The 23,991-nt window shown below is 58.5% G+C and carries 19 protein-coding genes and 2 rRNA genes; 5 read left to right on the top strand and 16 right to left on the bottom strand.

What is annotated here, in order from left to right:
* Window positions 1–58 precede the first annotated feature (58 nt).
* The 3 genes from ACRTGH_RS06545 to thiD all read left to right on the top strand — a co-directional run bounded on the left by ACRTGH_RS06545 (window position 59) and on the right by thiD (window position 2,385).
* Window positions 59–739, top strand: a complete 681-nt coding sequence (locus ACRTGH_RS06545; protein WP_368846678.1) for a hypothetical protein — start codon at window positions 59–61, stop codon at window positions 737–739.
* 42 nt (window positions 740–781) lie between these two features.
* Window positions 782–1,498, top strand: coding sequence for a hypothetical protein (locus tag ACRTGH_RS06540; RefSeq protein ID WP_368846679.1), 717 nt, complete (start codon window positions 782–784; stop codon window positions 1,496–1,498).
* A gap of 92 nt (window positions 1,499–1,590) precedes the next feature.
* Window positions 1,591–2,385 (top strand): bifunctional hydroxymethylpyrimidine kinase/phosphomethylpyrimidine kinase, encoded by a 795-nt coding sequence (gene thiD, locus ACRTGH_RS06535; RefSeq protein ID WP_368846680.1) that lies wholly within the window; start codon window positions 1,591–1,593, stop codon window positions 2,383–2,385.
* A gap of 259 nt (window positions 2,386–2,644) precedes the next feature.
* Here thiD and hemL read toward each other — a convergent pair whose 3' ends face one another.
* The 8 genes from hemL to ACRTGH_RS06495 all read right to left on the bottom strand — a co-directional run bounded on the left by hemL (window position 2,645) and on the right by ACRTGH_RS06495 (window position 12,066).
* Complete coding sequence (gene hemL / locus ACRTGH_RS06530) at window positions 2,645–3,967, bottom strand: glutamate-1-semialdehyde 2,1-aminomutase (RefSeq protein WP_368846681.1); 1,323 nt, start codon at window positions 3,965–3,967, stop codon at window positions 2,645–2,647.
* Between the two features lie 18 nt (window positions 3,968–3,985).
* Complete coding sequence (gene hemB / locus ACRTGH_RS06525) at window positions 3,986–4,963, bottom strand: porphobilinogen synthase (protein ID WP_368846682.1); 978 nt, start codon at window positions 4,961–4,963, stop codon at window positions 3,986–3,988.
* A complete protein-coding gene (cobA, locus tag ACRTGH_RS06520; RefSeq protein ID WP_368846683.1) occupies window positions 4,964–6,469 on the bottom strand; it encodes a uroporphyrinogen-III C-methyltransferase in 1,506 nt (501 codons plus the stop codon).
* Between the two features lie 9 nt (window positions 6,470–6,478).
* A complete protein-coding gene (hemC, locus tag ACRTGH_RS06515; RefSeq protein WP_368846684.1) occupies window positions 6,479–7,414 on the bottom strand; it encodes a hydroxymethylbilane synthase in 936 nt (311 codons plus the stop codon).
* On the bottom strand, window positions 7,374–8,693 hold the full coding sequence (gene hemA / locus ACRTGH_RS06510) for a glutamyl-tRNA reductase (protein WP_368846685.1): 1,320 nt from the start codon (window positions 8,691–8,693) through the stop codon (window positions 7,374–7,376). The genes hemC and hemA overlap by 41 nt, the downstream gene beginning before the upstream one ends.
* Window positions 8,662–9,312 (bottom strand): precorrin-2 dehydrogenase/sirohydrochlorin ferrochelatase family protein, encoded by a 651-nt coding sequence (locus ACRTGH_RS06505; protein WP_368846686.1) that lies wholly within the window; start codon window positions 9,310–9,312, stop codon window positions 8,662–8,664. The genes hemA and ACRTGH_RS06505 overlap by 32 nt, the downstream gene beginning before the upstream one ends.
* A 144-nt stretch (window positions 9,313–9,456) precedes the next feature.
* Window positions 9,457–11,352 (bottom strand): fructose-1,6-bisphosphatase, encoded by a 1,896-nt coding sequence (locus ACRTGH_RS06500; RefSeq protein WP_368846687.1) that lies wholly within the window; start codon window positions 11,350–11,352, stop codon window positions 9,457–9,459.
* A 177-nt stretch (window positions 11,353–11,529) separates the two neighbouring features.
* The gene (locus ACRTGH_RS06495) at window positions 11,530–12,066 is read right to left on the bottom strand and encodes a metal-dependent hydrolase (protein WP_368846688.1); all 537 of its coding nucleotides are present in this window, start codon (window positions 12,064–12,066) and stop codon (window positions 11,530–11,532) included.
* A 120-nt stretch (window positions 12,067–12,186) separates the two neighbouring features.
* Between ACRTGH_RS06495 and ACRTGH_RS06490 the strand changes: the two genes are divergently transcribed.
* Window positions 12,187–13,293 carry a hypothetical protein gene (locus tag ACRTGH_RS06490; RefSeq protein ID WP_368846689.1) on the top strand — a complete coding sequence of 369 codons (1,107 nt, stop codon included), beginning with the start codon at window positions 12,187–12,189 and terminating at the stop codon, window positions 13,291–13,293.
* Window positions 13,294–13,337: 44 nt separating this feature from the next.
* Here the strand turns inward: ACRTGH_RS06490 and ACRTGH_RS06485 are convergent, their stop codons facing one another.
* Window positions 13,338–14,216, bottom strand: coding sequence for a DMT family transporter (locus tag ACRTGH_RS06485; RefSeq protein WP_368846690.1), 879 nt, complete (start codon window positions 14,214–14,216; stop codon window positions 13,338–13,340).
* Window positions 14,217–14,219: 3 nt separating this feature from the next.
* Entirely contained in the window at window positions 14,220–15,188 is a 969-nt protein-coding gene (locus ACRTGH_RS06480) for a type I phosphomannose isomerase catalytic subunit (RefSeq protein WP_368846691.1), read from the bottom strand.
* Window positions 15,189–15,273: 85 nt separating this feature from the next.
* Between ACRTGH_RS06480 and ACRTGH_RS06475 the strand changes: the two genes are divergently transcribed.
* On the top strand, window positions 15,274–16,236 hold the full coding sequence (locus tag ACRTGH_RS06475) for an AEC family transporter (RefSeq protein ID WP_368846692.1): 963 nt from the start codon (window positions 15,274–15,276) through the stop codon (window positions 16,234–16,236).
* Window positions 16,237–16,444: 208 nt separating this feature from the next.
* On the opposite strand, the gene ACRTGH_RS06470 is transcribed toward ACRTGH_RS06475, so the two are convergent.
* The 6 genes from ACRTGH_RS06470 to ACRTGH_RS06445 all read right to left on the bottom strand — a co-directional run bounded on the left by ACRTGH_RS06470 (window position 16,445) and on the right by ACRTGH_RS06445 (window position 23,924).
* Complete coding sequence (locus ACRTGH_RS06470) at window positions 16,445–17,068, bottom strand: DedA family protein (protein WP_368846693.1); 624 nt, start codon at window positions 17,066–17,068, stop codon at window positions 16,445–16,447.
* Between the two features lie 219 nt (window positions 17,069–17,287).
* Window positions 17,288–18,199, bottom strand: coding sequence for a GGDEF domain-containing protein (locus ACRTGH_RS06465; RefSeq protein ID WP_368846694.1), 912 nt, complete (start codon window positions 18,197–18,199; stop codon window positions 17,288–17,290).
* A gap of 283 nt (window positions 18,200–18,482) precedes the next feature.
* The gene (locus tag ACRTGH_RS06460) at window positions 18,483–19,325 is read right to left on the bottom strand and encodes a methyl-accepting chemotaxis protein (RefSeq protein ID WP_368846695.1); all 843 of its coding nucleotides are present in this window, start codon (window positions 19,323–19,325) and stop codon (window positions 18,483–18,485) included.
* Window positions 19,326–19,600: 275 nt separating this feature from the next.
* On the bottom strand, window positions 19,601–20,443 hold the full coding sequence (locus ACRTGH_RS06455; protein WP_368846696.1) for a methyl-accepting chemotaxis protein: 843 nt from the start codon (window positions 20,441–20,443) through the stop codon (window positions 19,601–19,603).
* A 268-nt stretch (window positions 20,444–20,711) separates the two neighbouring features.
* A 5S ribosomal RNA gene (gene rrf, locus ACRTGH_RS06450) occupies window positions 20,712–20,828 on the bottom strand.
* 178 nt (window positions 20,829–21,006) lie between these two features.
* A 23S ribosomal RNA gene (locus ACRTGH_RS06445) occupies window positions 21,007–23,924 on the bottom strand.
* Window positions 23,925–23,991 lie beyond the last annotated feature (67 nt).

Below are 23,991 nucleotides of genomic sequence, written 5' to 3'. Positions count from 1 at the left end.
GGGGACAAAAAGACAAGAGCAGTGTATAATGGAATGGATGCACAAGGAGGTAACAAGCATGGACAAAAGGATTTCCCGTGCGGCAGGCGCCGCACTCGCCGCACTTTTTCTGACAGCCGTACCGCTCGGCGCAGCCACGGCCTCTGCCAACGGCGCAAACAAGGCCAAGACAGCCCAGGCAGGCAAGGGAACAGCCGGCGGAGCGGCCGCCGAAAAAACGGCTGCAGACAAGCCTGCGGAGGGCACGATCACCATACGCGTGGCAGAGCCGAAAACGAATCTGCCGAACCCCATCATTTCCTATGACGATTACTGGGACGCGGCTTCCGCCCTTGGCTTCGGCCCTCTCTGCCTGCCCGGCGCTGCCGGCTACCAGCTCAAGGAGGTCAACGTCATCTCGGGCGACCTCGCCGATCTGATCTACGAGCATTACAACGGCGACACCAAAGAATTCGACGTCATGGTCCGCCTGCGCTCGGCGCGTGCCGAAAAAATGCAGGGCACGGATATCAGCGGCATCTACGGTGCGAAGTGGAAAAAGAAGCTCATTCGCCACACGCAGGTCGAGTTCACTCGCCTCGTCAGCGGCCAGGCTGCACGCTGGCATGTCGGCGACTATGTCTTCTCCGCCCAGGCGGAGGGCCTCGAACCCCTCGCCTTCGAGCGTCTTATCACCGTCTACCTCATCGACCTCTCCGAACACTATTTCATCGACAACCCGAAAGGCATGCTTCCTTAAAGCTCAGGAAACCTTATTTGCCGCATGAAAGGGGCGCTTTTCTTGAAAATCTTCCGCTATATTGCGCTCTTTTTCCTGCTCGTCGCCCTTATGACAGGCGGCCTCGTCTATTACGAGTACACCCATCCGAAGGAAACGGAGCACGCCGCCGCCCTCCTGCAGGGAAAGGAGATCCCCTCGCCCGAGGAAGAGGCTGCGCGCGAAGCGGAACGAGCGGCGCGCGAACAAAAATACCTCGCCGAAGAAAAAGCGCGTCAGGAACGTGCGGCACACATAGAAAAGCTCAAGGAAGGCATGGATAGGGACGATGTCGGCGGCTATACCTGGTACAGCTACCCGAGCGAGAAAGAACCCTCTCCCGGCCTGCACCTGGAGCCGCTTCTCGGTCACGGCGCAAGCGCCGCCCTTCGCTGCAACATCCTCTATCGCTATTCCATCCACGAAAACCACAGCCGCGGCTGGATTTTTGGCGATCACCTCACCATCGCGGCCGACGGCTACCGCTACACCTGGGAGCTTGAGGAGAAGAGACGCCACGACCGCCTCGCCAAAGACGCCGAATCCCTCAGGGAACGCTATCAGCTCGCCCTCGATGCGGACGGCGTGGAAGCCTTTCGCAAAGCCGCCACCTCCCGCTCCGCCACCTTCACCTATTGGTCGGAAAAGGAAGGAAAGTCCGTGAGCCATACCCTGTCGGCGACGGAAAAGCAGCGCATCGCCAACATGATTGCGCTCTACGACATCTGGCGCGAAGAGTAGGGAACGGGCACAGAAAAAATTTTTCACGGCCTAGGGCGTATGCTATAATAGTAGCAAGGAACATGAGCGAAAGCAGCAAGGGGGAACTCCAGATGAAAGATATCCGAAAAATCCTCGCCATTGCCGGTTTCGACCCAAGCGGCGGCGCCGGACTCCAGGCAGACATCAAGGTCATCACGGCGCATAAGATGTATGCCATGGGCGCAGTTACGGCGCTTACGGTGCAGAATACGACAGGCATCCGGGAGCTCATGGAGCTGCCTGCCCCATTTGTCGCTTCCCAGCTGGAAGCGATTTTCGAGGACATCCAGCCCGATGCCGTAAAGATCGGCCTGCTCTGCACCGCACCTGTCGTCGCGGCCATTGCCTCGGTCCTGCGGAACCATAAGGCCAAAAACATCGTGCTCGATCCCGTCATGGCATCGACCAGCGGCTATGATCTGATGAAGAAGGACACCCTGGCCGCCGTCACGGAACATTTGCTGCCGCTTGCCGATATCGTGACGCCGAACCTCGACGAGGCCTCAGCCGTCACAGGCTTTTCCATCACAGATGAACCCTCGATGCTCAAGGCAGCCGAGGAAATTGCCCGCCGCTTCCCCTCCACGGCCGTCCTGATCAAGGGCGGACATCTCGAGGAAAGCGCCAACGACCTGCTCTATGTGGAAGGACAGGCCCGCTGGTACAAACAATCGCGCATCGACAACCCCAATACCCACGGCACCGGCTGCTCCCTGTCCACGGCGATTGCCTGCGGGCTGGCCGCCGGGCATCCTTTGACGATCGCCGTCGAGGACGCCAAGGCCTATGTCACGGGCGCCATACGCTCCGGCCTCAATCTCGGCAAAGGGCCGGGACCGCTTCTCCATATGTGGGAATATATGTAACGCCTGCACAAAAAAAGGAAGCGCTGCACGAAGCGCGCTCCCCCTGTCGCCGGCTCCCATGCCGATCCGGACTTTATAAATCAAAGCCCGCCCTTCCCCAAATGCTGCCCAAGCGATGCAGTTCCTCGCTTTTGGCTGCTCCGGGGAAAGGGCGGGCTTCTTGACGCCTGTCCAAAATTTTTCAGCTAAGGGAGCGCAGGCTCGCTGCTTCCCCTTAGGCGGAACGCACTCCGAGCGGCCGCAGCGGCATAGCCGTTCCTCAGCTCTGCCGGAATTTTCTTACCGCCGCAAAGCCCTTTTCCGCAGCCGCGATCGTACGCTCGATATCCTCATCCGTATGGGCGAGCGAGAGGAAGAGCGTTTCAAACTGCGAGGGCGCAAGGTAGATTCCCGCCTCGAGCATGGTGCGGAACCAGACCTTGAAGGCTTCCTGGTCGGAGGCGGCAGATGTCTTGTAGTCCCGAACCGCATTCTCATTGAAGAAGATGCTGAACATAGAGCCTGCCTGATGCGCCTGAATCTTGACGCCGGACTCGCGCGCTGCGGCTTCAAGGCCCAGCACGAGTTTCTTCGTCTTGAGCGTCAGAGCGCGGCTCGCATCCGCCTCGCCCGGCTCCGGCTCCTGCAAAAAGATCTTCAGCGTCTCGATGCCCGCCGTCATCGCGAGCGGATTGCCCGAGAGCGTTCCCGCCTGATAGACCGGCCCTGCGGGCGAAACCCGCTCCATGATGTCGCGCCTGCCGCCGTAAGCCGCGCAGGGCAGGCCGCCGCCGATGATCTTGCCGAGGCAGGTGATGTCGGGACGGATGCCGTAAGCGGCCTGCGCACCGCCCTGGGAGGCGCGGAAGCCGCACATGACCTCGTCAAAGATGAGGAGCGCGCCGTACCGTTCCGTCAGCGTGCGCAGCGTATCGAGGTAGCCGTTCGCCGGCTGGATGCAGCCCATATTGCCCGCCACGGGCTCGACGATGATGCAGGCGATTTCCTCGCCATGCTCTTCCATGACGCGCGTGATGGCCTCGGCATCGTTGAACGGAACCGCGATCGTATCCGCCGCGACGCCCTTCGTCACACCGGGGCTTGACGGTACGCCGAAGGTAGCCAGCCCCGAGCCGGCCTCAACGAGCAGGCTGTCGCTGTGACCATGGTAGCAGCCGATGAACTTGACGATCTTCTCGCGCCCCGTAAAGCCGCGTGCAAGACGAAGCGCACTCATCGTCGCCTCTGTGCCGGAGTTGACCATGCGCACAAGTTCCATCGAGGGATACGCCTTCTGAACGAGGCGCACGAGCTCCGATTCCAGAAGCGTCGGCGCACCGTAGCTCGTGCCCCGGGCTGCGGCTTCTGCCAGCGCCTTCACAACGGCGGGATGCGCATGACCCGCAACGAGGGGCCCCCAGGACAGCACATAGTCGATGTACTCGTTGCCGTCGATATCAAAGATCCGATCGCCCGCACCGCGTGCGATGAAGGGCGGATTGCCGTCGACGCCCCGAAACGAGCGCACGGGGCTGTTGACGCCTCCCGGCATCAGGGTTTTCGCGTCTTTGAAGGCTTCGAGGGATTTTTCCAGATTCAGCATACTTCCGCTCCTTTTCCGTCAAGCTCCGGCCAGCCATTTCGCGGCGTCCATTGCGTGGTAGGTGATGATGATGTCGGCGCCGGCGCGCTTCATACTCGTCAGCGTTTCCAGGACAATGCGCTTTTCGTCAATCCAGCCGTTTGCGGCAGCCGCCTTAACCATCGCATACTCGCCGCTCACGTTGTAGACCGCGACGGGACGGTCGATGCGGTCGCGCACCATGCGCACGATGTCGAGATAGGCCAGGGCGGGCTTCACCATGATGATATCCGCCCCTTCCGCGAGATCGAGCCCTACTTCCTTCATCGCCTCACGCGCGTTCGCCGGATCCATCTGGTAGGCGCGGCGGTCGCCGAAGGACGGCGCGGAATCCGCCGCATCGCGGAAGGGGCCGTAGTAGCCCGAAGCGTATTTGACAGCGTAGCTCATGACAGAAACATCGGAGAAGCCTTCCCCGTCCAGCGCTTCGCGAATCGCTGCGATGCGCCCGTCCATCATGTCGGACGGCGCCACGACATCGGCGCCCGCCTCTGCCTGGCTGACGGCGACCTTCGCGAGAAGGGGCAGCGTCGCATCGTTATCAACCGAGTGCCCCGAAAGCTTGCCGCAGTGACCATGCGAGGTGTACTGGCAGAGGCAGACGTCGCCGACGACGACAAGCTCAGGCACGGCCTCCTTGACGGCGGCAATGGCTCGCTGCACGGGGCTCTTGGCATCCCATGCGGCAGAGCCGATCTCATCCTTGTACTCGGGCAATCCGAACACTTCGACGGCAGGAATGCCGAGAGCAGCGAGCTCTTTGGCAAGCTCCACGGCACGGTCAACCGAGAGGTGGAAGCAGCCCGGCATGCTGGGGATCTCCTCCCGTACGTTCTCACCCGGCACGACGAAAATCGGATAGACGAAATCCTTGACGGAAAGCGTCGTCTCTCGCACCATGGCACGGATATTCTCGCTCCGGCGCAGGCGGCGCGGACGCAGTTTCTGGTTCAGCATTTATGCCATCTCCTTGATTGCTTCGATCAATCCTTCGATCGTGTACTCCTTTGCGACGACGGCGGGCTTTATGCCGAGCTCCTCGCAGGTTTTCGCCGTGACGGGGCCGATGCAGGCAGCCTTGACATCTGCAAGCGGCTCCGCGCTGCCGAGGAGCTGCACGAGATTCCGCGCTGTCGAGGAGCTCGTGAAGGTCACGACATCGATATTTCCGGCCCGAAGTTCCGCCGCCAGTTCCGCACCGTCTGTCTCTGCCGTCACCGTGCGGTAGACGGGCACGACATCGACGAGTGCGCCGAGCGCGCGCAGGCTGTCGGGCAGCACCTCCCGCGCTTCTTCGGCGCGTGCCAGGAGGACGCGCGTCCCCTGCTTCATCTCATCCCGCAGCGCCTCGATAACGCCCTCGGCCCTGTACTCTTCCGGAATGCAGTCGGCCGTCACGCCGTGGAGCCGCAGGATTTCCGCCGTCGCCGGACCGATCGCCGCAGCCTTGACGCCCCCGAGAGCCCGTGCATCGAGGTTCGCCGCCTGGAGTGCGGCGAAGAAGTTTTCGACGCCATTCGCACTCGTGAAGATGATCCAAGCGTAATCGGAAAGATGCGCGATGGCCGCCGAAAGCGCTTTTCCTCCGTCGCTCGGCTCCTCAAAGCGGATGGCCGGCGCTTCGACGCAAGCCGCGCCAAGCGCCTCCAGCCCTTCCGTGAGCCTCGAAGCCTGGGCGCGCGCGCGCGTCACGAGCACGCGCATCCCGAAGAGCGGGCGCAGCGACTTGTCGTCGAACCAGCGCAGCTTTTCCCGGAAGCGCACGACATCGCCAACGATGAAGATGGCCGGCGGCTTGAGCCCTGCCTCCGCCGCCTCCTTCGCCGCCGCGCCGACCGTCGTCACGAGCGTTTCCTGCTCAGGCCGCGTACCCCAGCGGATGACGGCGGCCGGCGTATCGGCCGGACGGCCATGCCGGATGAGCTGCTTCGTGATCTCCGGAAGATTGCCCACCCCCATGAGGAAGATGAGCGTATCGACGCCCGTCGCAAGCTTTTCCCAATCGAGGCCGGAGCTTTCCTTCGTCGGATCCTCATGCCCCGTGATGACGGCAAAAGACACGGCGACGCCCCGATGCGTGACGGGGATGCCCGCATAGGCGGGCACGGCAATAGCCGAAGTCACGCCCGGCACAATCGAAAAAGCGAGGCCGTTTTCCTCAAGCAGGAGAGCCTCCTCTCCGCCGCGGCCGAAAACAAAGGGATCGCCGCCCTTGAGACGCGCGACGCACTTGCCCTCAAGAGCCAACTTCACGAGCAGCTTGCTGATATCCTCCTGCCGCATCGCGTGGTTGCCCGCGCTCTTGCCGACGTAGATTCGTTCCGTCTCCTCCGGCACAAGGTCGAGAATGCGGCTGTCCGCGAGATAATCATAGACGACGACGTCCGCCTCGAGAAGGCACTCCAGCGCCTTGAGAGTCAAAAGCCCCGGATCACCCGGGCCCGCTCCGATCAGATATACCATGGTGTCCTCCTAATCCTGCAATAGGCCCAATTCCTGCAAAATCGCCTCGCCGCCTGCAGCGAGCAATTCCTCGGCCAAGCCGCGTCCCAAGGCTTCCGCCTCAGAAGCGCTGCCGGTCCTCGAGCTGCGATAGAGACGCGCACCGTCGAGCGAGGCGATCACAGCCTCTATCGCAAGCGTCGTTCCCTCCGCCGTCGCATAGACGCCGACGGGCACTTGGCAGCCGCCCTCGACGCGTGCCAGAAAGGCGCGCTCGGCCCTCGCCGCCGCACGCATCGCCGCATCGTCCAAAAAGGCGAGACGCGAGATCATTTCCTCATCATCCGCGCGCGCCTCGATGGCAAGGGCGCCCTGCCCGACAGCAGGCAGGCAGACCGACTTGTCGAGGACTTCCGTGATGCGTTCGCCAAAGCCAAGGCGCTTGAGGCCGGCGACGGCCAAAATAATCGCATCGAAATCCTCGTCTTCCAGCTTTTGGAGCCGTGTGTTCACGTTGCCGCGCAAACTCACGATTTCAAGATCGGGTCTTTGCGCGAGCAGCTGGGCGCGCCGCCTAAGGCTCGACGTGCCGACCTTCGCCCCCTGCGGCAGGTTGGCGAGCGTCCCGTACCTCGGGCTGACAACGGCGTCTCCCGCATCGAAGCGCTCCGTGACGGCCGCAAGCACAAGCCCCGGGGGCAGCTCCGTCGGCATATCCTTCAGGCTGTGCACAGCGATATCGATCTCGCCCGCAAGCATCGCCTGCTCCAACTCCTTCGTGAAAAGCCCCTTGCCGCCGATCTTCGCCAAAGGTGCATCGAGCACCCTGTCGCCCTTCGTCGTCATACGCTTCTCGACAACAGGAAGCTCCGGGTATCTCTCCCGGAGCTTCGCCTGTATGTAATCCGCCTGCCATAATGCCAGCTTACTGCTGCGCGTACCGATAACGATTGTGTCTTTCCTCACAGGTTCCCGTCTCCCCTATCGTATCAAGCTTGAAGAGGCTGCGCATAGCCTCGATGTAGAAAGCTTCCTCCTCCGTACCCGCCGAAGCGTTGAGCTTCATCATCGGCGTGCGCAGGATCTTGCGGACGATCATCTTCGTCATATGCTCCATCGCGCGCTGCTGCTCCTCGGATAACTCCGGCAGCTTCGAATGGGCGCGCTGCAGCTCCCGACATCGTATGCGCTCGCAGCGCTCCGAGAGAAGCGCCATCAAAGGACGGCACGAGAGATACTGGAAGCGCTTCTTGATCGAAGCGATTTCCTCCTCCACGATGCGTCCGGCCTCGATGGCTTCCTGCCGACGCTCTTCCATATGATCGTCGACGACGGCTTCCAATGCGTCTATGTTAAAAAGCTTCACGCCCTTGATCTCCTCGACCTCGGGATCGACGTCACGCGGCACGGCGATATCGATGAAGACGAGCGGGCGTCCCTTGCGCTGGGTCATCAGATGGCGTGTTTCCCACCCCTTAACGACGTAATGCGGCGCCCCCGTCGAGGTCACGACGACATCGACATCCTTAGCCCGCTCCAGGGCATGCTCGAAAGGTACGGCCTCGCCATGGAAACGCTCGGCAAAGTCCTTCGCCTTGTCGTAATGACGGTTCGCCACATAAAGTTTCGTCACGCCATGCGAAACGAGATGCTCTGCCGTCAGTTCCGCCATCTTTCCCGCGCCGAAAATCAAAACGCTCGACTTTTTCAGCGTGCCGAAGATATCCTTCGCGAGCTCAACCGCCGCATAGCTGACCGAAACGGCGCTCCAGGCGATGCGCGTCTCCGTGCGCACGCGCTTGCCCGTAGCCATCGCTCGGTGGAAAAGCGTGTTCAGGATCGTGCTCGTCGCATTTCCCTCGAGCGCAAGCGCATAGGCCTGCTTTACCTGCGAAAGGATCTGCCCTTCGCCCAGGACGAGCGAATCAAGGCTCGACGCCACGCGGAAGAGATGACGTATGCAATCCTCTCCCTCGTATTCATAAAGATACGCCTCGATATCCGCATCGTTACCCGTCAAGTCGAAGAAAAATTGACGCGCCGCCTCGCCCGCATCCGCCTTATCCGAAACGACGGCATAAAGCTCGCTGCGGTTGCAGGTCGAGAGAACGACAGCTTCCTCCAGTACGGCATATTCCGCCAAATGCTGGAATCCCCTGCGGATGGCGTCCTTCGGGATGGAAAACCGCTCCCGGACATCCACGGGCGCCGTCCTATGATTGAGTCCCAAAACGATCAATTTCATTTTTTACCTCAGCCTCCGCCTTGTCAATTTCCCCATCTTCCACCAAATCAAGCACACGGTCCGACAATGCCCCACGCCAAAAAGCCTCGCGCGTCCGGCTGTCCGCCAACCGCTCCTTCGCCCTTTGCCGCAGGCGAAGAAGCCGGGCGATCCATTCGCCCCAGCCGCGGCCGAGAAAAGCCGCGATGCGCCGCTTCAGCACGCGCGAGAGCGCCGGCGAGGCGCCGCCCGTCGAAACCGTGACGAGGAGCTCCCCCTCGCGGATCGCCGCCGGCACAAAGAAGTCGCAAAGTTCCGGAGACGCCGCATCATTGACAAGCGCTCCGACTTGCCCGGCCGCGCGTCCAAAAGCTTCATTCACCGCCGCATCGTCTGTAGCACAGAACACGAGAAGCGGCCTCGCCTCCAATTGGGCAAAAATCTCCGCCTCGGCCTGCCGCACCAGCCAACGGATGCGTCCCTCAGCCGCCAGAGCGGCGAGAGGCGGAACGACTTCCGGCGCAACAAGCGTCACCGCCGCCCCGGCTTCCAGTAAGGAACGCACCTTACGCGCAGCGACTTGTCCGCCGCCCGCCACAAGGCAGGGACGCCCGTCCAAGCGCAAACCGATCGGATACATCAAGAACCACCGTGAATCCTTTTCAATTACGAATCCAATTCATTTTTTCTTTACAACCTAATTATACCCCATGGGAATAAAAAAAAAAAGCCCTGCACAAAAAAAATTGCGCGGGGCTTTTCTCTTTTCATCCCAATCGCCGCCTTACGCTTTCGGCTCGATTACGCCGTTCTGGTAAGCGACGAGGAGATTGTAGAGGTCGGTGATCTCCTCCTGGATCTCCTTGCCCTCGTCCGTATCGCCGAGCGTCGTATGCTTCGTCTGCAGTTCGAGCGTCTCGGAAACGGACTCGATGTCCTTGTTCTCCTTCAGTGCCTGCCGCACGTCGGCGACCTGCTGATGCATGAGCAGGCGGAAACCGCGCGAGTTCGAGATCAGCGTGAAACCCGAGATGCCCGTTTTCTTATGGTAGGCCTGGCAGAAGCCGCCGTCGATGATGATGGCCTTGCCATGCGCCTTGACAGGCGTCTCGCCCTTCCGGACCTTGACCGGCACATGGCCGTTGATGATGTGGCCGCTCTCAGGCTGGCCGAACTCCGTGAGGATGGAGCAGCAGAACTCCTCCTTGTTAATCAGGCGGTAGTACGGATCGGACGGCTCCTTCCAAGTGCTTTCGTCCTCGAGAAGGGAGCGCTCGAAAGTCTTGACCTCGCGCCCCGAGCACGGCGAGGTTCTGCCGCACCAGAGGAACCACATGAAATCGAGATCCTTCTGCGCACGGAAAAGATAGGCGCGGCGCGCACGACGGTCGGCATAATCGAAGTATTCGCGTCCGCGATACGCCTTACCGTCGAAGATGACGTCGCGAAGCGACCCGTCCTCGTTGACCGGCACGCAGCCGTGAAAGAGCAGGTTGCCGTTGCAGCATTTGTAAAGGCTGCCTTTTTTATAAAGAAAGTCCACATGCTTCTGCAGCATCTCGCTCTCCGTGAAGTACGACTTGAGGTCGGCGATGATGCGCTCCTCTTCCTCGGAAAGCGCGTAGGGATCCTTCGGATCGATGGTCGGGAAATAGGCGCTCTCCAATTCGTAGCGTTTGTCGCCGAGCATGACATAGGAAGAATTGAAGTTGATCTTGTCGAGGAGCCGGCGGCTCTCCATCTGGAAATCGGGATTGCGCGAGATGAGCTGTCCCTCGAGCTTCAGCATGATCATCGTGATGGCCTTCTCCGAGGCGCGGATTGCATTGGCGTCAGGATAGATATGCGTCGCAAAGAGCGACAGCGGACGCAGGCTGATGCCATAGCCGCGTTCCAGCACATCCGTGTTATGGTAGCGCAGGCTGTTCCTCACAACGCTTGCGATGCAGACCTCGCTGCCCGCAGCCGCCCCCATCCACATCACATCGTGGTTGCCCCACTCGATATCGATATCGTGATAATCGAGGATCATGTTGAGAATGGCGTCGGGACGGCTGCCCCGGTCGAAGAAATCGCCGACGATATGCAGACGGTCAACGGCAAGACGCTTTACGAGCACGCAGAAGGCTTCGATAAAGCCCGCGCCGCTGTCAATCTGCACAATGGTTGCGAGAAGCCGACGGTGATACTGTGCCTGCGCCGTGTCCTCCTCGGGCCGCGTGTAAAGCAGCTCGACGATGACGGACTCGTAGCGCTTGGGAATGAAGCCGCGCACCTTCGCTGCCGGATATTTGTAGCTCATGAGTTTCGACAGTTCGAGCAGACGCGCGAGATTTTCGCGGTACCAGGCCGGAGTATCCTTGCGCTGCGAATGGAGACGCTCGATCTTCTCCTTCGGGTAGTAGATCAGCGTGCAGAATTCCGCCTTCTCTTCTTCCGTCATACGGTCAGCAAAGACATACTCGACCTTTTCGCGGATGACGCCCGAGCAGTTGTTCAGGATATGGAAAAACGACTCGTACTCTCCGTGCAGGTCGCTCATAAAATGCTCAATGCCCTTCGGGAGCCCCAGCTGCGCCTGCAGATAAATGAGTTTCTCGTAGACCGATTCAAGCGTCGGATACTTTTCCGCCAACAGCCCCAGGAGCTTGTTCTTCTTTTTTTGCGAACCTTGTTCCATCGTAATCCCCTCCAAAATCATGCCTCGTTCTCTCCGGCGAACTCTTTTTTCTCATGGGACGCCCCGTCGGGGGAATTTTCCTTCTGTCTGTAGAACTTCCCCGCCAAGGCGGAAGTTCCCTTCTTTATCGGACGAAGGAAATCCATAAATTTATTTTATCCATACAGCAGCCTTCATCTATCCCCCTGCCGCCCACCGTCCCGCTGCATAAAGCGCAGCGACAGCTGCCAGGGCGAACGCGTACTCGCCGAAAGAGCCGACCCGGAAAAGCCGCAGGCCGACCTTCTTTCGGGGATGAAGGAGCGGCACCTTGCCGCAGACGGCATCCTCAGCGATATGAAAGAGTGCGCCGACAAGGAGGAAGCGGACGATATCGGGCAGCCCGAAGGAAGCCGCCCCGTCCCCTGACACGGCTGCCGGCAGCCCCCATCCCCCCGCGCCCAGATCCGGCAAGCCCGAGAGCGCCGTCTGCAGCCAGCCATCCTCCATGCCGGACGCCTCGACGGCCAGGAGCGCCAGCACATAGAGAAGCGGCCAATGCGACCAGCCGCGATGCGCGAAAAGCCCAGCCCACGGCAGGCGGACGCCGCCGCCCTTGCCCTCGAGCCAGTCGGGCAGGACGGCTCCCGCCATAGCGCATGCAGTCGGCAGGAGCGCCCCCGTCGCCGCATAGACGGCCATCCCCGTGACGATTTCATGGCTGACCCATTTCATGCTCCCACCCCGCCTGCATGATATTGACATTCATGCTATAATATACGTGACTTTTTTCGTGATAACTATAAATACTGCGACGAAGGGGTCTGTCGCCCTTCCCGTAAAGGAGCCGCCATCATGGATGACTACAACTGGAGGCTGCGTCTTCGCTCCCGTAAAATCAAATCACATAACCGCACAGCGACCATGCTTGCCATCATCATGCTCGCGCTCGCCGTCGGCTCCATTCTCTGGTACTTCTTCATCCACGCGCGCAGTCCGGAATACGCCCTGGATGAAATCCGGGACGCCGTCCTCTCCCAAGATGCGGAGAAGTTCGAACGCTATGTCAACCTCGACCTGGCGACAGGAAAACTCTACGATGACGTGACGCGCGACCTCTTCACAGAAGACACCTCCCTGACACCGCAGACCCGCGCCAAGGCCACGAGCTTCTACCAGCTCATCAAGCCGCAGGTCTCGGCAGGCATCAAGACGACCCTGCTCAGCTATACGGCTTCGGGCGAATGGCAGCTGCCCGGCGGCCTCCTCCGTGGACGGCAGCTCGGCATCGACTTCGAGAACTTTCTCGAGCGTACACAGCTCAAGAACATCACGCCCGTCGCCATCGAGGGCGTCGACCGCGACGGCTCGACTGCAACAGCCCGCATCAAGGCAAAGGACGAAACGACACAGACCGAGCTCACCCTGCTCGTCGCCATGGAGCAAAGCGCAGACGGACACTGGCAGGTCGCCTATATCAAAAACTACCGCGACTGTCTCGACCGGCTCCTGCCGCTCTGCCAGAGAGACATGAACGCCTACATCCAGGACTCCGCCCCCATCATCGACCAGTACAACAAGAAATTCGACCAACTCCAGCGGCGCTTCAAGCAGCTCACGACAACGCCATGGGACAGCAGCGGAATCCTGCCGAAAAACCAGACGGACAGTCTTAAAAACCTTATAAAGACCGGCATCATCCCGACGCTGAAAGAGCGCCAGCAAAAACTTTCGGCACTGACCGTGCCGCCGGGCGCACGCTACCTGAGCCAGCTCCGTGCCGAATCGACGGAGCTTTCCATCACGGCTTGGGAGCATTTTCTGAAAGGCCTGGAGACGGACGCTCCCGCCGAATACGATACGGCCGAAACCGTACACAAGGAAGCGCTCGACGTGGAGCTTCGCATCGACGACATTCTGCACCACGCCGCCATCAGCCGGCAGGCGCCTGCCCTGCCGTAAGTGGCTGCCCTTGCCCTGGAAGGCCTCTTCCGGGGCATATTTTTTCAGCTCTCGGGCGAACGCAGTGCGAGCAGCACGCCGCCAAAGACGAGGAGCGAGCCCAGCCAGAAGAGCAGCGTGAGCTGCTCCCCCAAGAGAAGCCAGCCGAGCAGCGTGCCGACAACGGGCTGAAAAAATAAAAAAAGCCCGCCGACAGACGCATCCATCAGAATAAGCCCCTTGTTCCAAAGAATAAAGCCGCCCGCGGTCGAAACCATGCCGAGGTAAAGCACGGAACCCCAGACCGTTGGCGCGGCCATCGCCTGCCAGTCCGCCTGGAAAAGCCACCAGAGCGAATACGGCGCCAGCAGGAAGAGTGCGACAAGAACCGCATAAAAGGTGATGACCAACGGCGAAATATGCACCAGAAGCTTCAGCAGGACACTCATCAAAGCCCACGTCAGAGCCGCGATGACGAGCGATGCGCCGCCCCAAAGGCTGGCGGCCTGCAGATTCTCCGGGTCGATGACGATGAAGAGCACCCCGCAGGTCGCGAGCACGACAGAAAGCGCGCGCGCCGCAGTCAGCCTTTCCTTCAATATAAAATGCGCGAATATGACCATAAAAGCCGGCGTGGACGCCGTGATGACGGAGCCCATCTGCGCCGATGTCAGCATCGTTCCCGTCTCCTGCGTGACGATGGAAAGCCCTTGGCCGATCAGCCCGACGAAAAAGAGCAGCCGCCAATACCTGCGCTCCACCGACCAATTCGTGTAGAGGCTGCGTCCCACGGCGAAGAGCACGACAGCCGCCGTCAAATAGCGCAGAAAGACGAGCGGCACCGGCGGTATGACGGGAACGGACAGCCGTACCGCGATAAACATGCCGCCCCAGATGGACGAAGCCAGCGAAAGATAGAGCGCCCCCCTGAGCTTCTGTCCCATCGCTTACACCTCGGTCAGAAGGAACGCGCCCTCGCCGCGCACGAGATAATCGCCGAAACCGGCCGGAATGAAATACGAGTCGCCCCGTTCAAGAATCTCCTTGCCGCCCGCCCAGGAAAGCTCCATCGGCCCCTGGAGGACAACGATGGACTGGAAGCTCACCTTTGTCGCCTGGAGATGGCAACGGCCCTGCACAGCGAAATGATAGACAGAAAAAAACTCCGTGCGCGAAGCGATGGTCAGGCTGTACTCAGCAAATATGCCAAGCACAATGCCCTGGCCGACGGCCAGCTCCGGCAGCTCAAAGGAAAGGACATCCAAGGCCTTGTCGATATGGAGCTCCCGCGGTCTGCCGTCCCAGTCAAGACGGCCATAGTCATGGACGCGGTATGTCGTATCGGAGTTTTGCTGGATCTCCGCCAGGAATACGCCCTTGCCGACGGCATGAAGCGTCCCCGACGGAATCACGACCACATCGCCCGCCTTGACCTTCTCCCGCTTCACAACTTCCATCAGGCTTCCATCCTCAATGCGGCGGCGGCATTCCTCGCGCGTTATGCTCTTCCTGAAACCATGGATCAGCTCCGCACCCGGCTCGGCGTCTATGATGTACCACATCTCTGTCTTGCCGTATTCTCCCTCATGCGCAAAGGCATAGGCGTCGTTCGGATGAACCTGCACCGAAAGATCGTCGTGCGCATCGATGAGTTTGACGAGAAGCGGGAAATACGAATAACGGGAACCATGCGATCCCAGCACGATATTCGCGCCCTCTCTGGCGATATAAGCCTCAAGCGTCATGCCCCTGTCGGGCCCGCTTGCGATGATGCTCTGTTCATCCTTGCGGCAGGCGAGCTCCCAGCTCTCCGCTACCTTCGCAAGCGACGTCTTTTTGCCGTACTCCGTCTTGAGGCGCGTACCGCCCCAGATGTAGTCCTTAAGCGGCGCCGTGAGCTTCATCGGGTATATCATTCTATCATCCTTTCCGGGCTTTTTGCTTGCCTTGCAGCGCCCTTCATGCTACGATACAAAAAATGCTTGCCAAAAGAGGAACCTTATGGACGAAAAAACATTCCGCCTGCTCTATGTGCTGACAGACCTTGCCCTGCCGCTCATCGCAGGCTACCTGGCCTATCATCGCCGCATCGTCTCCGATGCGCTTTGCAACAAGATCATCCGGTTCAACATCATCGCCATGGCGACGCTCCTCGCTTTCTTAAGCTTCTGGGTCATGCCGCTGTCGAAAAGCCTTCTTTGGCTGCCGCTTTTCAGCGCGCTCTACATGCTCGTACCGGGCGTCATAGCCGCATTGACCTTCGCGCGGCGCTTTCGAGATCCCCTCGGGCGCGGCGCCTACTACATGAGCGCCATGCTCACGAACATCGGTACGATTGCCGGCCTCTCGGCCTTCATCCTCTACGACGAAACAGGCTTCGCCTATGTGCAGATCGTCTCGTCCTTCCAGGTCGCGCTCCTCGTGCTCGTCTGCTTCCCGCTCGCCGCGATGTTCCGTGCCAAGGCGTCTGCCGACAGTCGCCGCGTGCACCTCTCCCTGCGCGAGCTCTTCCTCACGCCGAACCAGATCCCCGTGCTCGGACTTATCGGCGGTCTCGCCCTGAACCTCTCTGGTCTCGAACGCCCTGCCGTACTCGGCGCCGCCTTTCAGACCCTCGTCCACATCGGCGCCTGGACGGCCCTGTTCCCTGTCGGCTGTCTTGTCGAATTCTCCCGTGCCCGAAGCTATATGCTCAAGACGGCCAACCTCCTGCCGCTGCGCTTCATCGTGACCCCTTTGGTTTTCCTCGTCCTCTGCCATCTGCTCTTCGACGACCCGACGCTCATCGGCAGCCTGCTGCTCATCGCCGCCGCGCCGACGGCCATCAACGCCGTTCTGACGGCAAGGCTCTACCGGCTCAACGTCGATCTTGCCATCGCGAGCTTCCTCGTCACAACCGTCATTTACCTCGCCGTCTTCTTTCCGCTCTTCTTCCTCTACGTCACAAACGGCGGCGTCCTTTAAGAAAGTGCGGATAACATGAAGTCGTCCTCGTCCGGCGCTGCACAGATCCGCAGCCTCGATCCGGGAGACAAACCGAAGGCGCAGCCGTGCTGCGTCGAGGATTTATCGACGGCGCGAAGGGCTGGGCGGCTTTCATAAAAGTGCGGCGCACACGGATCGCAAAACGGACGTTTGTACGCGCAGTTTGCCCTGAAAAAATGGACGTGGATTATTCCACGTCCATATTTGCTTTCTGCTGCCGGCTGCGTCGATAGCGCAAATAGCATATACCGATAACGATGGCACAAATGACGACAAAGGCAATGCTCGCCTCATGCCCTACCTTCAGCATGATCTGCCAGCTCTCGCCGAGCGCCATGCCGATTGCGAGGATCAGCGCCGTCCAAGGCAAAGAGCCGAGGAACGTGTAGAGGAGAAACTTCTTCATGTCCACATGCGCAAACCCTGCCGGAAGTGAGATAAACGTGCGGACAACCGGAAGCATGCGGCTGAAGAACACCGCTTTGACGCCGTACTTGTCAAACCAGCGCTGCGCGATATCGACATGCGACTTCTTCACGAAGAAATACTTGCCATACTTGTCGACAAAGGAGCGGCCGCCATAGCGTCCCACGAGATAGGCGAAAATCGAGCCCGCCATGCCGCCGACCATGCCGGCAACCATCGCCCCGACGAAGCCCATTCGCTCCGCAAAAATCAGATAGCCGGAAAAGCCAAGAATCAGCTCGCTGGGAATCGGTATGCAGGCGTTCTCCAGCGCCATCAGCACCGCGACCGCCACATAGCCCCAAGCGTCGATAAACTCCAAAAACATCTGCGTGAATTGTTCCATACGCCCTGCCTTTCAAAAGAAACATCCCATACACGTTCCCATTATACACTACCGGGGACAGGATTGCCATAGCTTTTGCAGAAAGTCGGCGGCAGGGCGAAGGCACAAACCTTCCCGTCGGCCTGCGTCTTCGCCCCGAAATCCCGATTTTTACAGAAAACGGGACCCCGGCGCCGGCGCCTGGGATCCCGCCCAAAACCTTTCCTTGCTGATTCACGCTCAGACCATCGTCTTTACCGGCTTTTCAGCCTCGCGCTCCATGGCGCTGCGCTGCTTCGCCGTCCCGAGAAGCGCCTCGAAGCCCCGCCCGTCCTCCGGGTAATAAGAACTCGCAATGCGGCAGCAAAGGCCATAGTCACCAAACTGCGCGTTTTCCGTCTCGAACAGCGTCTGAATGGCGCGCGCCTTCATGTCGATGACATCGGTACGCTCCATATCCTTGACGAATACGGCAAACTGTCCGCCGCCCAGATGGGCAAGCACATCGCCGGCACGGAAGAAACTGCCGATCGCCTTGCAAATCCGTACCAGAAGCTGATCCGCCCAATGTTTGCCGCGCTGCTCGGCAAGCTGCTTCATATTGTCGAAAGAAAGCACCATGAGCACATTGCTCTCATCACGGCCATGGCCCGACAGATATGTCTGCACGGCCTTTTCCAAGCCTGCGCCGTTCATGATGCCCGTGATCGGGTCGCGCTCGGAGCGGAAGCGAGCGAAGCTCTGCTCCATCTTGCCCATACTCGACTCGATATCCCAAAGGATTCCCAGCGTATGCACAGTACGCCCCGTCTCATCGCGCTGCGGCTTCACGGCAATCTCATACCACGCATAGCGCCCCTTGGGCTCCTCGGCCATGTCCAGAAGGATCTCCCTCGCATCCGTCGCCTGCCCGCGCAGAAGCGCCACAAGACGTTCGACGGAATCCGGATGGATCATGCCGCGCTTCTCCGTACAAAGCGTCCTGCAAAAATCCTCCAGCCGCCTTTCCTGCATCCCCTCGCGAGCCTTGGCAAGGAGAAGGACATCCTTCTCGATATCATAATCGAAAGTGACAGCACCCAACTTTTCCAGCAGCAGTTCCACACACTGCTTCTCGTAACCTGCCAGCGGAGTCCCACATGTCGTCCCCATAACACAACCCCCTCAAGTAGACAAGCCTAAACCGCCAATGCCTCTCCTTACAAACCACTACAGAGGAATTCCCGATTCATATACTTCAAAATGGTGAAGCTATCCTAAGCTATATTATAGAGGAAAAGCAGGAAAAAATCCAGTAAAAATTCACAATAATTTCAATTAACCGAACTATTGTACCAGTGAGCAAAAGAAAACGTCCCGTAATTCTCTCATGAAAAACCAGGGCTTCCGCACGAGGCAAAAAACCTCATACGAAAGCCCTGCTTCAAAGAATCTCTCAATCGATGCGCACAACGAAGGTATTGAGCTCCTCCGCCGCGTTCGTGACACGCGAGAGGTTCGCCGTGATTTCCTCCGTCGATGCTGCCTGCTCCTGGCTGATCGCGCCCGTCGTTTCAATCGTCTTGGAAATTTCCTCGACGGCCTTATTCATCTCCGCAAGCGTCGCCTGGATCTTCTCCGTCGCCTCGCGCGACTGTTCTGCAAGCTTGCGGACTTCCTCTGCAACGACGGCAAAGCCTCTGCCCTGCTCGCCGGCGCGCGCCGCTTCAATGGCGGCGTTGAGGCCAAGGAGGTTCGTCTGCTGCGCGATGTTGTTGATAAACTCGATGACCTTGATCGTCTCGGCATTGCGCTCCTTGAGGTCGGCCGCCTGCTGTACGGCCTCCTGACCCGACTTTGCCAGCTCGCTTGCGCTCTCAGCGACTTGCTCGACGGCATGGTAGACCGTTTCCGTCGACTGCGTGACCTCGTCAACCGCATTGGCAAGCTTGATGTCCTGCGCAACATTCATCGCCGTCACAAGCGTGCCGATAATGTCGCCGCTCACGCCGTGAATCGGCGTGATCATGCTGCGGACGCCGCGTCCGTAGAGCTTCTCATCAATCAAGCCAACATAGTCTCGCCCCGTATCAATGACGTGCCTCGTATTGGGCGAAATCGGCGTACCGACCGGAGGAGAGAACTCCAACTTGGCATTCGGTATCAATGCCAATGTCGTCTCCTTATCCGTTACGCCAACAGCAATATCCTGGCGAACGACATGATCCAAATAAGGTGCGACGGCAATGAACGCATCCAAAACATCTTGATCCGTCTTGATCGTATCGGGGTAAACCATAGAACTACAACTCCTCTATTTACGCACTCGAAGAAACAACGGCATCCATGCCTAATCGAAGCATGAAAAAGCAAAAGGTAACCCTTGTATTAATATATCGTGAATACTCGGTTAAAATATAAGGTTTTTTCTCAAAAATGCCCTAGGGAAAAGGTTGGCTTTATCTTACTTAGTAGAGGCAAAACAAAGACTTTTTTTCTATAAAAGGATTTTTATCCGTAAAAAACTGCCGCACATGATTTAGTGCGGCAGTTTCTTTCCTTTGTCTCTTATTCTCAATCGATCCGCACAACGAAAGTGCTGAGATCCTCCGTTGCGTTCGTGACACGCGAGAGGTTCGCCGTGATTTCCTCCGTCGATGCCGCCTGCTCCTGGCTAATTGCGCCCGTCGTTTCAATCGTCTTGGAAATTTCCTCGACGGCCTTGTTCATCTCTGCAAGCGTCGCCTGGATCTTCTCCGTCGCCTCGCGCGACTGCTCAGCGAGCTTGCGGACTTCCTCCGCGACGACTGCAAAGCCTCTGCCCTGCTCGCCCGCGCGCGCCGCTTCAATGGCGGCATTGAGGCCGAGGAGGTTCGTCTGCTGCGCGATGTTATTGATAAACTCGATGACCTTGATCGTCTCGGCATTGCGCTCCTTGAGATCGGCTGCCTGCTGCACAGCTTCCTGTCCTGATTTTGCAAGCTCGCTCGCACTTTCGGCCACTTGCTCGACTGCGTGGTATACAGTTTCCGTCGACTTCGAAACCTCGTCGACCGCATGGGCAAGCTTGATGTCCTGACCGACATCCATTGCCGTCACCAACGATCCGATGATATCGCCGCTCACGCCGTAGATCGGAGTGATCATGCTGCGGACACCGCGGCCGTAAACCTTCTCATCAATCAAGCCTGTATAGTCTCGCCCCGTATCGATGACGTGCTTCGTATTCGGCGAAATGGGTGATCCGATCACAGGCGAAAACTCAAGACTAGGAGTCGGCACTAGGGCCAAAGTCGACTCCTTATCCGTTATGCCGACAGCAATATCCTGCCGTACGACATGATTGAGATAAGGTGCGACAGCAATGAAAGCATCCAGAACATCTTGATCCGTCTTGATCGTATCGGGGTAAACCATAGAAAAACAACTCCTCCATCTACTCATCCAAAAAAACACTGACAACCATGCTTTGCTTTAAACAGCCACAAAAAGAAAACATGAAAAAGGAATTTCCCATATTTCATTATATCGTGAAAGCAGCCGTAAAATATAAGTGCTTGAGAGAACTCTCCAGCAGAATCCGACTTTGGGATGTATTTTTTTCCCATCTGGGAAAAACAGCTCTCTTCATGCAATACAGATGGCAAGTCACCAAAGAAAAACGCACCCTTTCGGGTGCGTCATCAACCAGCAGCTTTCTATCCTCCCAGGTCGTCTCCAACCAAGTACTTTCGACGTATGAGTGCTTAACGACTGTGTTCGGGATGGGAACAGGTGGAACCACTCAGCTATCGCCACTGGATATTGTTTCGGATGCTGTTGCACCCTCAAAACTATACAGAAGACAAGAACATTTTAGGGTGTTGGCGAAACTTAGCGGTCAACGTCAGCCAATCGCGCTGCGCTTTCAGCTTGCGCTCTTGGGACGTTTTCGCATACGGCCTGTTACCCAATCGGCTTTCGCCTCTTGGACAGGCCAGTAAGTCAAGCCCTCGGCATATTAGTACGGGTCGGCTGCACGCCTTGCGACGCTTCCACTCCCCGCCTATCAACCTCATCGTCTTTGAGGTGCCTTACCGGACTACTCCGTGAGAAACTTCATCTTAGGGCTGGTTTCACGCTTAGATGCTTTCAGCGTTTATCCTTTCCGGACGCAGCTACCCAGCTGCACGGCTGGCGCCATGACTGGTACACCGTCGGTCCGTCCACTCCGGTCCTCTCGTACTAGGAGCAGCCCCCTTCAGGTTTCTTCCGCCCGCGATGGATATGGACCGAACTGTCTCACGACGTTCTGAACCCAGCTCACGTACCACTTTAATGGGCGAACAGCCCAACCCTTGGGACCTGCTTCAGCCCCAGGATGTGATGAGCCGACATCGAGGTGCCAAACCTCCCCGTCGATATGGACTCTTGGGAGAGATTAGCCTGTTATCCCCAGGGTAGCTTTTATCCGTTGAGCGATGGCAATTCCACTCTCATTCCACCGGATCACTAAGCCCTACTTTCGTACCTGCTCGACTTGTCGGTCTCGCAGTCAAGCTCCCTTCTGCCTTTATGCTCTTCGCGCGATTTCTGTCCGCGCTGAGGGAACCTTTGGACGCCTCCGTTGCTCTTTCGGAGGCGACCGCCCCAGTCAAACTGCCCACCTGGCACTGTCCCGAGTGTCGTAACCACTCCGGTTAGATGACCAGCGGAGGAAGGGTGGTATCCCAACAGCGGCTCCGGGCGTCCTTGCGGCCGCCTTTCTCAGCCTCCCACCTATCCTGTACATCATCCGCCGGGCATCAATGCCAAGCTGCAGTAAAGCTCCATGGGGTCTTTCTGTCCAGTCGCGGGTAACCTGCATCTTCACAGGTATTTCAATTTCACCGGGCCCCTCGTCGAGACAGTGCCCAAATCGTTACGCCTTTCGTGCGGGTCGGAACTTACCCGACAAGGAATTTCGCTACCTTAGGACCGTTATAGTTACGGCCGCCGTTTACTGGGGCTTCAGCTCAAGGCTTCGGATTGCTCCTGACCTCTCCCCTTAACCTTCCAGCACCGGGCAGGCGTCAGCACCTATACGTCAGATTTCTCTTTTGCAGGCACCTGTGTTTGTGGTAAACAGTCGCTTGGGCTTCTCTTCTGTCGCCGCCTCCAGCTCCAACCGCTAGGGTTTTCACCAGGAACGGCCATCCTTTTCCCGAAGTTACGGATGCAATTTGCAGAGTTCCTTAACGAGGGTTTTCCCGCGCACCTTAGGATCCTCTCCCTGCCTGCCTGTGTCGGTTTCGGTACGGGCGCAGTTCGTCTCGCTAGAAGCTTTTCTCGGCAGTGTGGTCCGCTTGGCTTCGGCTCACCCAAAGGTTTGCCTCCCTGTCACGTCTCGGCTTTTACAAGGGGGATTTGCCTCCCTTGCAGCCTACCGGCTTCGACGCGCTCTTCCATTCGCGCGCCCAAGCTCCCTCCTGCGTCACTCCATCACTCAAACGACTCCCTGCGGTACTGGAATGTTTGCCAGTTGTCCATCGCCTATGCTTGCTGCCTCGGCTTAGGTCCCGACTGACCCTGGGACGACGAGCGTTGCCCAGGAAACCTCAGGCTTTCGGTGGGCCAGATTCTTGCTGGCCTTTTCGCTACTCATACCGGCATTCTCACTGCCATGCGCTCCACCGCTCCTTCCGGTACGGCTTCTCCGCCCATGGTACGCTCCCCTACCCCGCATAGTTTCCTATGCAGCCGCAGCTTCGGTTCTGTACTTGAGCCCCGGACATCTTCGGCGCAGGGACTCTCGACCAGTGAGCTATTACGCACTCTTTAAATGGTGGCTGCTTCTGAGCCAACATCCTGGTTGTTTTCGAATTCCTACATCCTTTTCCACTTAGTACAGCATTGGGGACCTTAGCTGGCGGTCTGGGCTGTTTCCCTCTTGCGTACGGGTCTTATCACTCGCACGCTGACTCCCGGGCTTGCCATGCAGCCATTCGCAGTTTGACTGGGGTCGGTAGGCTTTACGCCCCCTTGCCCGATCAGTGCTCTACCGTCTGCATGCATCGCCCGAGGCTAGCCCTAAAGCTATTTCGGGGAGAACCAGCTATCTCCACGTTCGATTGGCATTTCACCCCTATGCACAGCTCATCCCAAAGTTTTTCAACACTCACGGGTTCGGCCCTCCGCCCAATTTTACCTGGGTTTCAGCCTGGCCATGCATAGATCACTGTGGTTTCGGGTCTGCCCCGTCGAACTCTTCGCCCTCTTAAGACTCGCTTTCGCTTCGGCTCCGCGTCTTCCGCTTAACCTTGCTCGACGGGACAACTCGCCGGTTCATTCTTCAATAGGCACGCCGTCGCGCCAATAATGCGCTTCGACTGCTTGTGGACATACGGTTTCAGGTTCTATTTCACTCCGCTCCCGCGGTTCTTTTCGCCTTTCCCTCACGGTACTTTCCTCTATCGGTCGTCAGGTAGTATTTTGCCTTGGATGGTGGTCCACCCCGCTTCCCACAGGGTTCCTCGTGTCCCGTGGTACTCTGGATCCCAGCCCGTTCTTCAGCCTTTCGTGTACGAGGGTTTCACTCTCTTTGCCCGGCCTTCCCATGCCGTTCCACTAGGCTGCTTTCCCTTTTTGCTGGTCCTCAACCCCGAAAGCCCGAAAGCTCTCGGTTTGGGCTCTTCCCTTTTCGCTCGCCGCTACTAAGAGAATCACTATTGTTTACTTTTCCTCCGGCTACTTAGATGTTTCAGTTCACCGGGTTTGTCTCCCTTTCGGGTAGTGCGACATGACTCGCACTGGGTTGCCCCATTCGGATATCCGTGAATCGAGGCCTATTTGCGGCTCCCCACGGCTTTTCGCAGCTGATCGCGTCCTTCTTCGACTCCTGACGCCAAGGCATCCACCGTATGCCTTTCGTAGCTTGACTTTTCCACGACTTTCATCGTGTGTTTCGCCTTCAAGGCATCATTTCTGATGTTCTTGTCTTGGTTTGT

Origin of the sequence: Selenomonas oralis, assembly GCF_051603425.1 — a bacterium.
Classification (GTDB): Bacteria; Bacillota; Negativicutes; order Selenomonadales; family Selenomonadaceae; genus Selenomonas; species Selenomonas sputigena_A.
The sequence above is the reverse complement of the archived record's forward strand: the minus strand, read 5'-3'. Positions and strand labels throughout refer to the sequence as shown.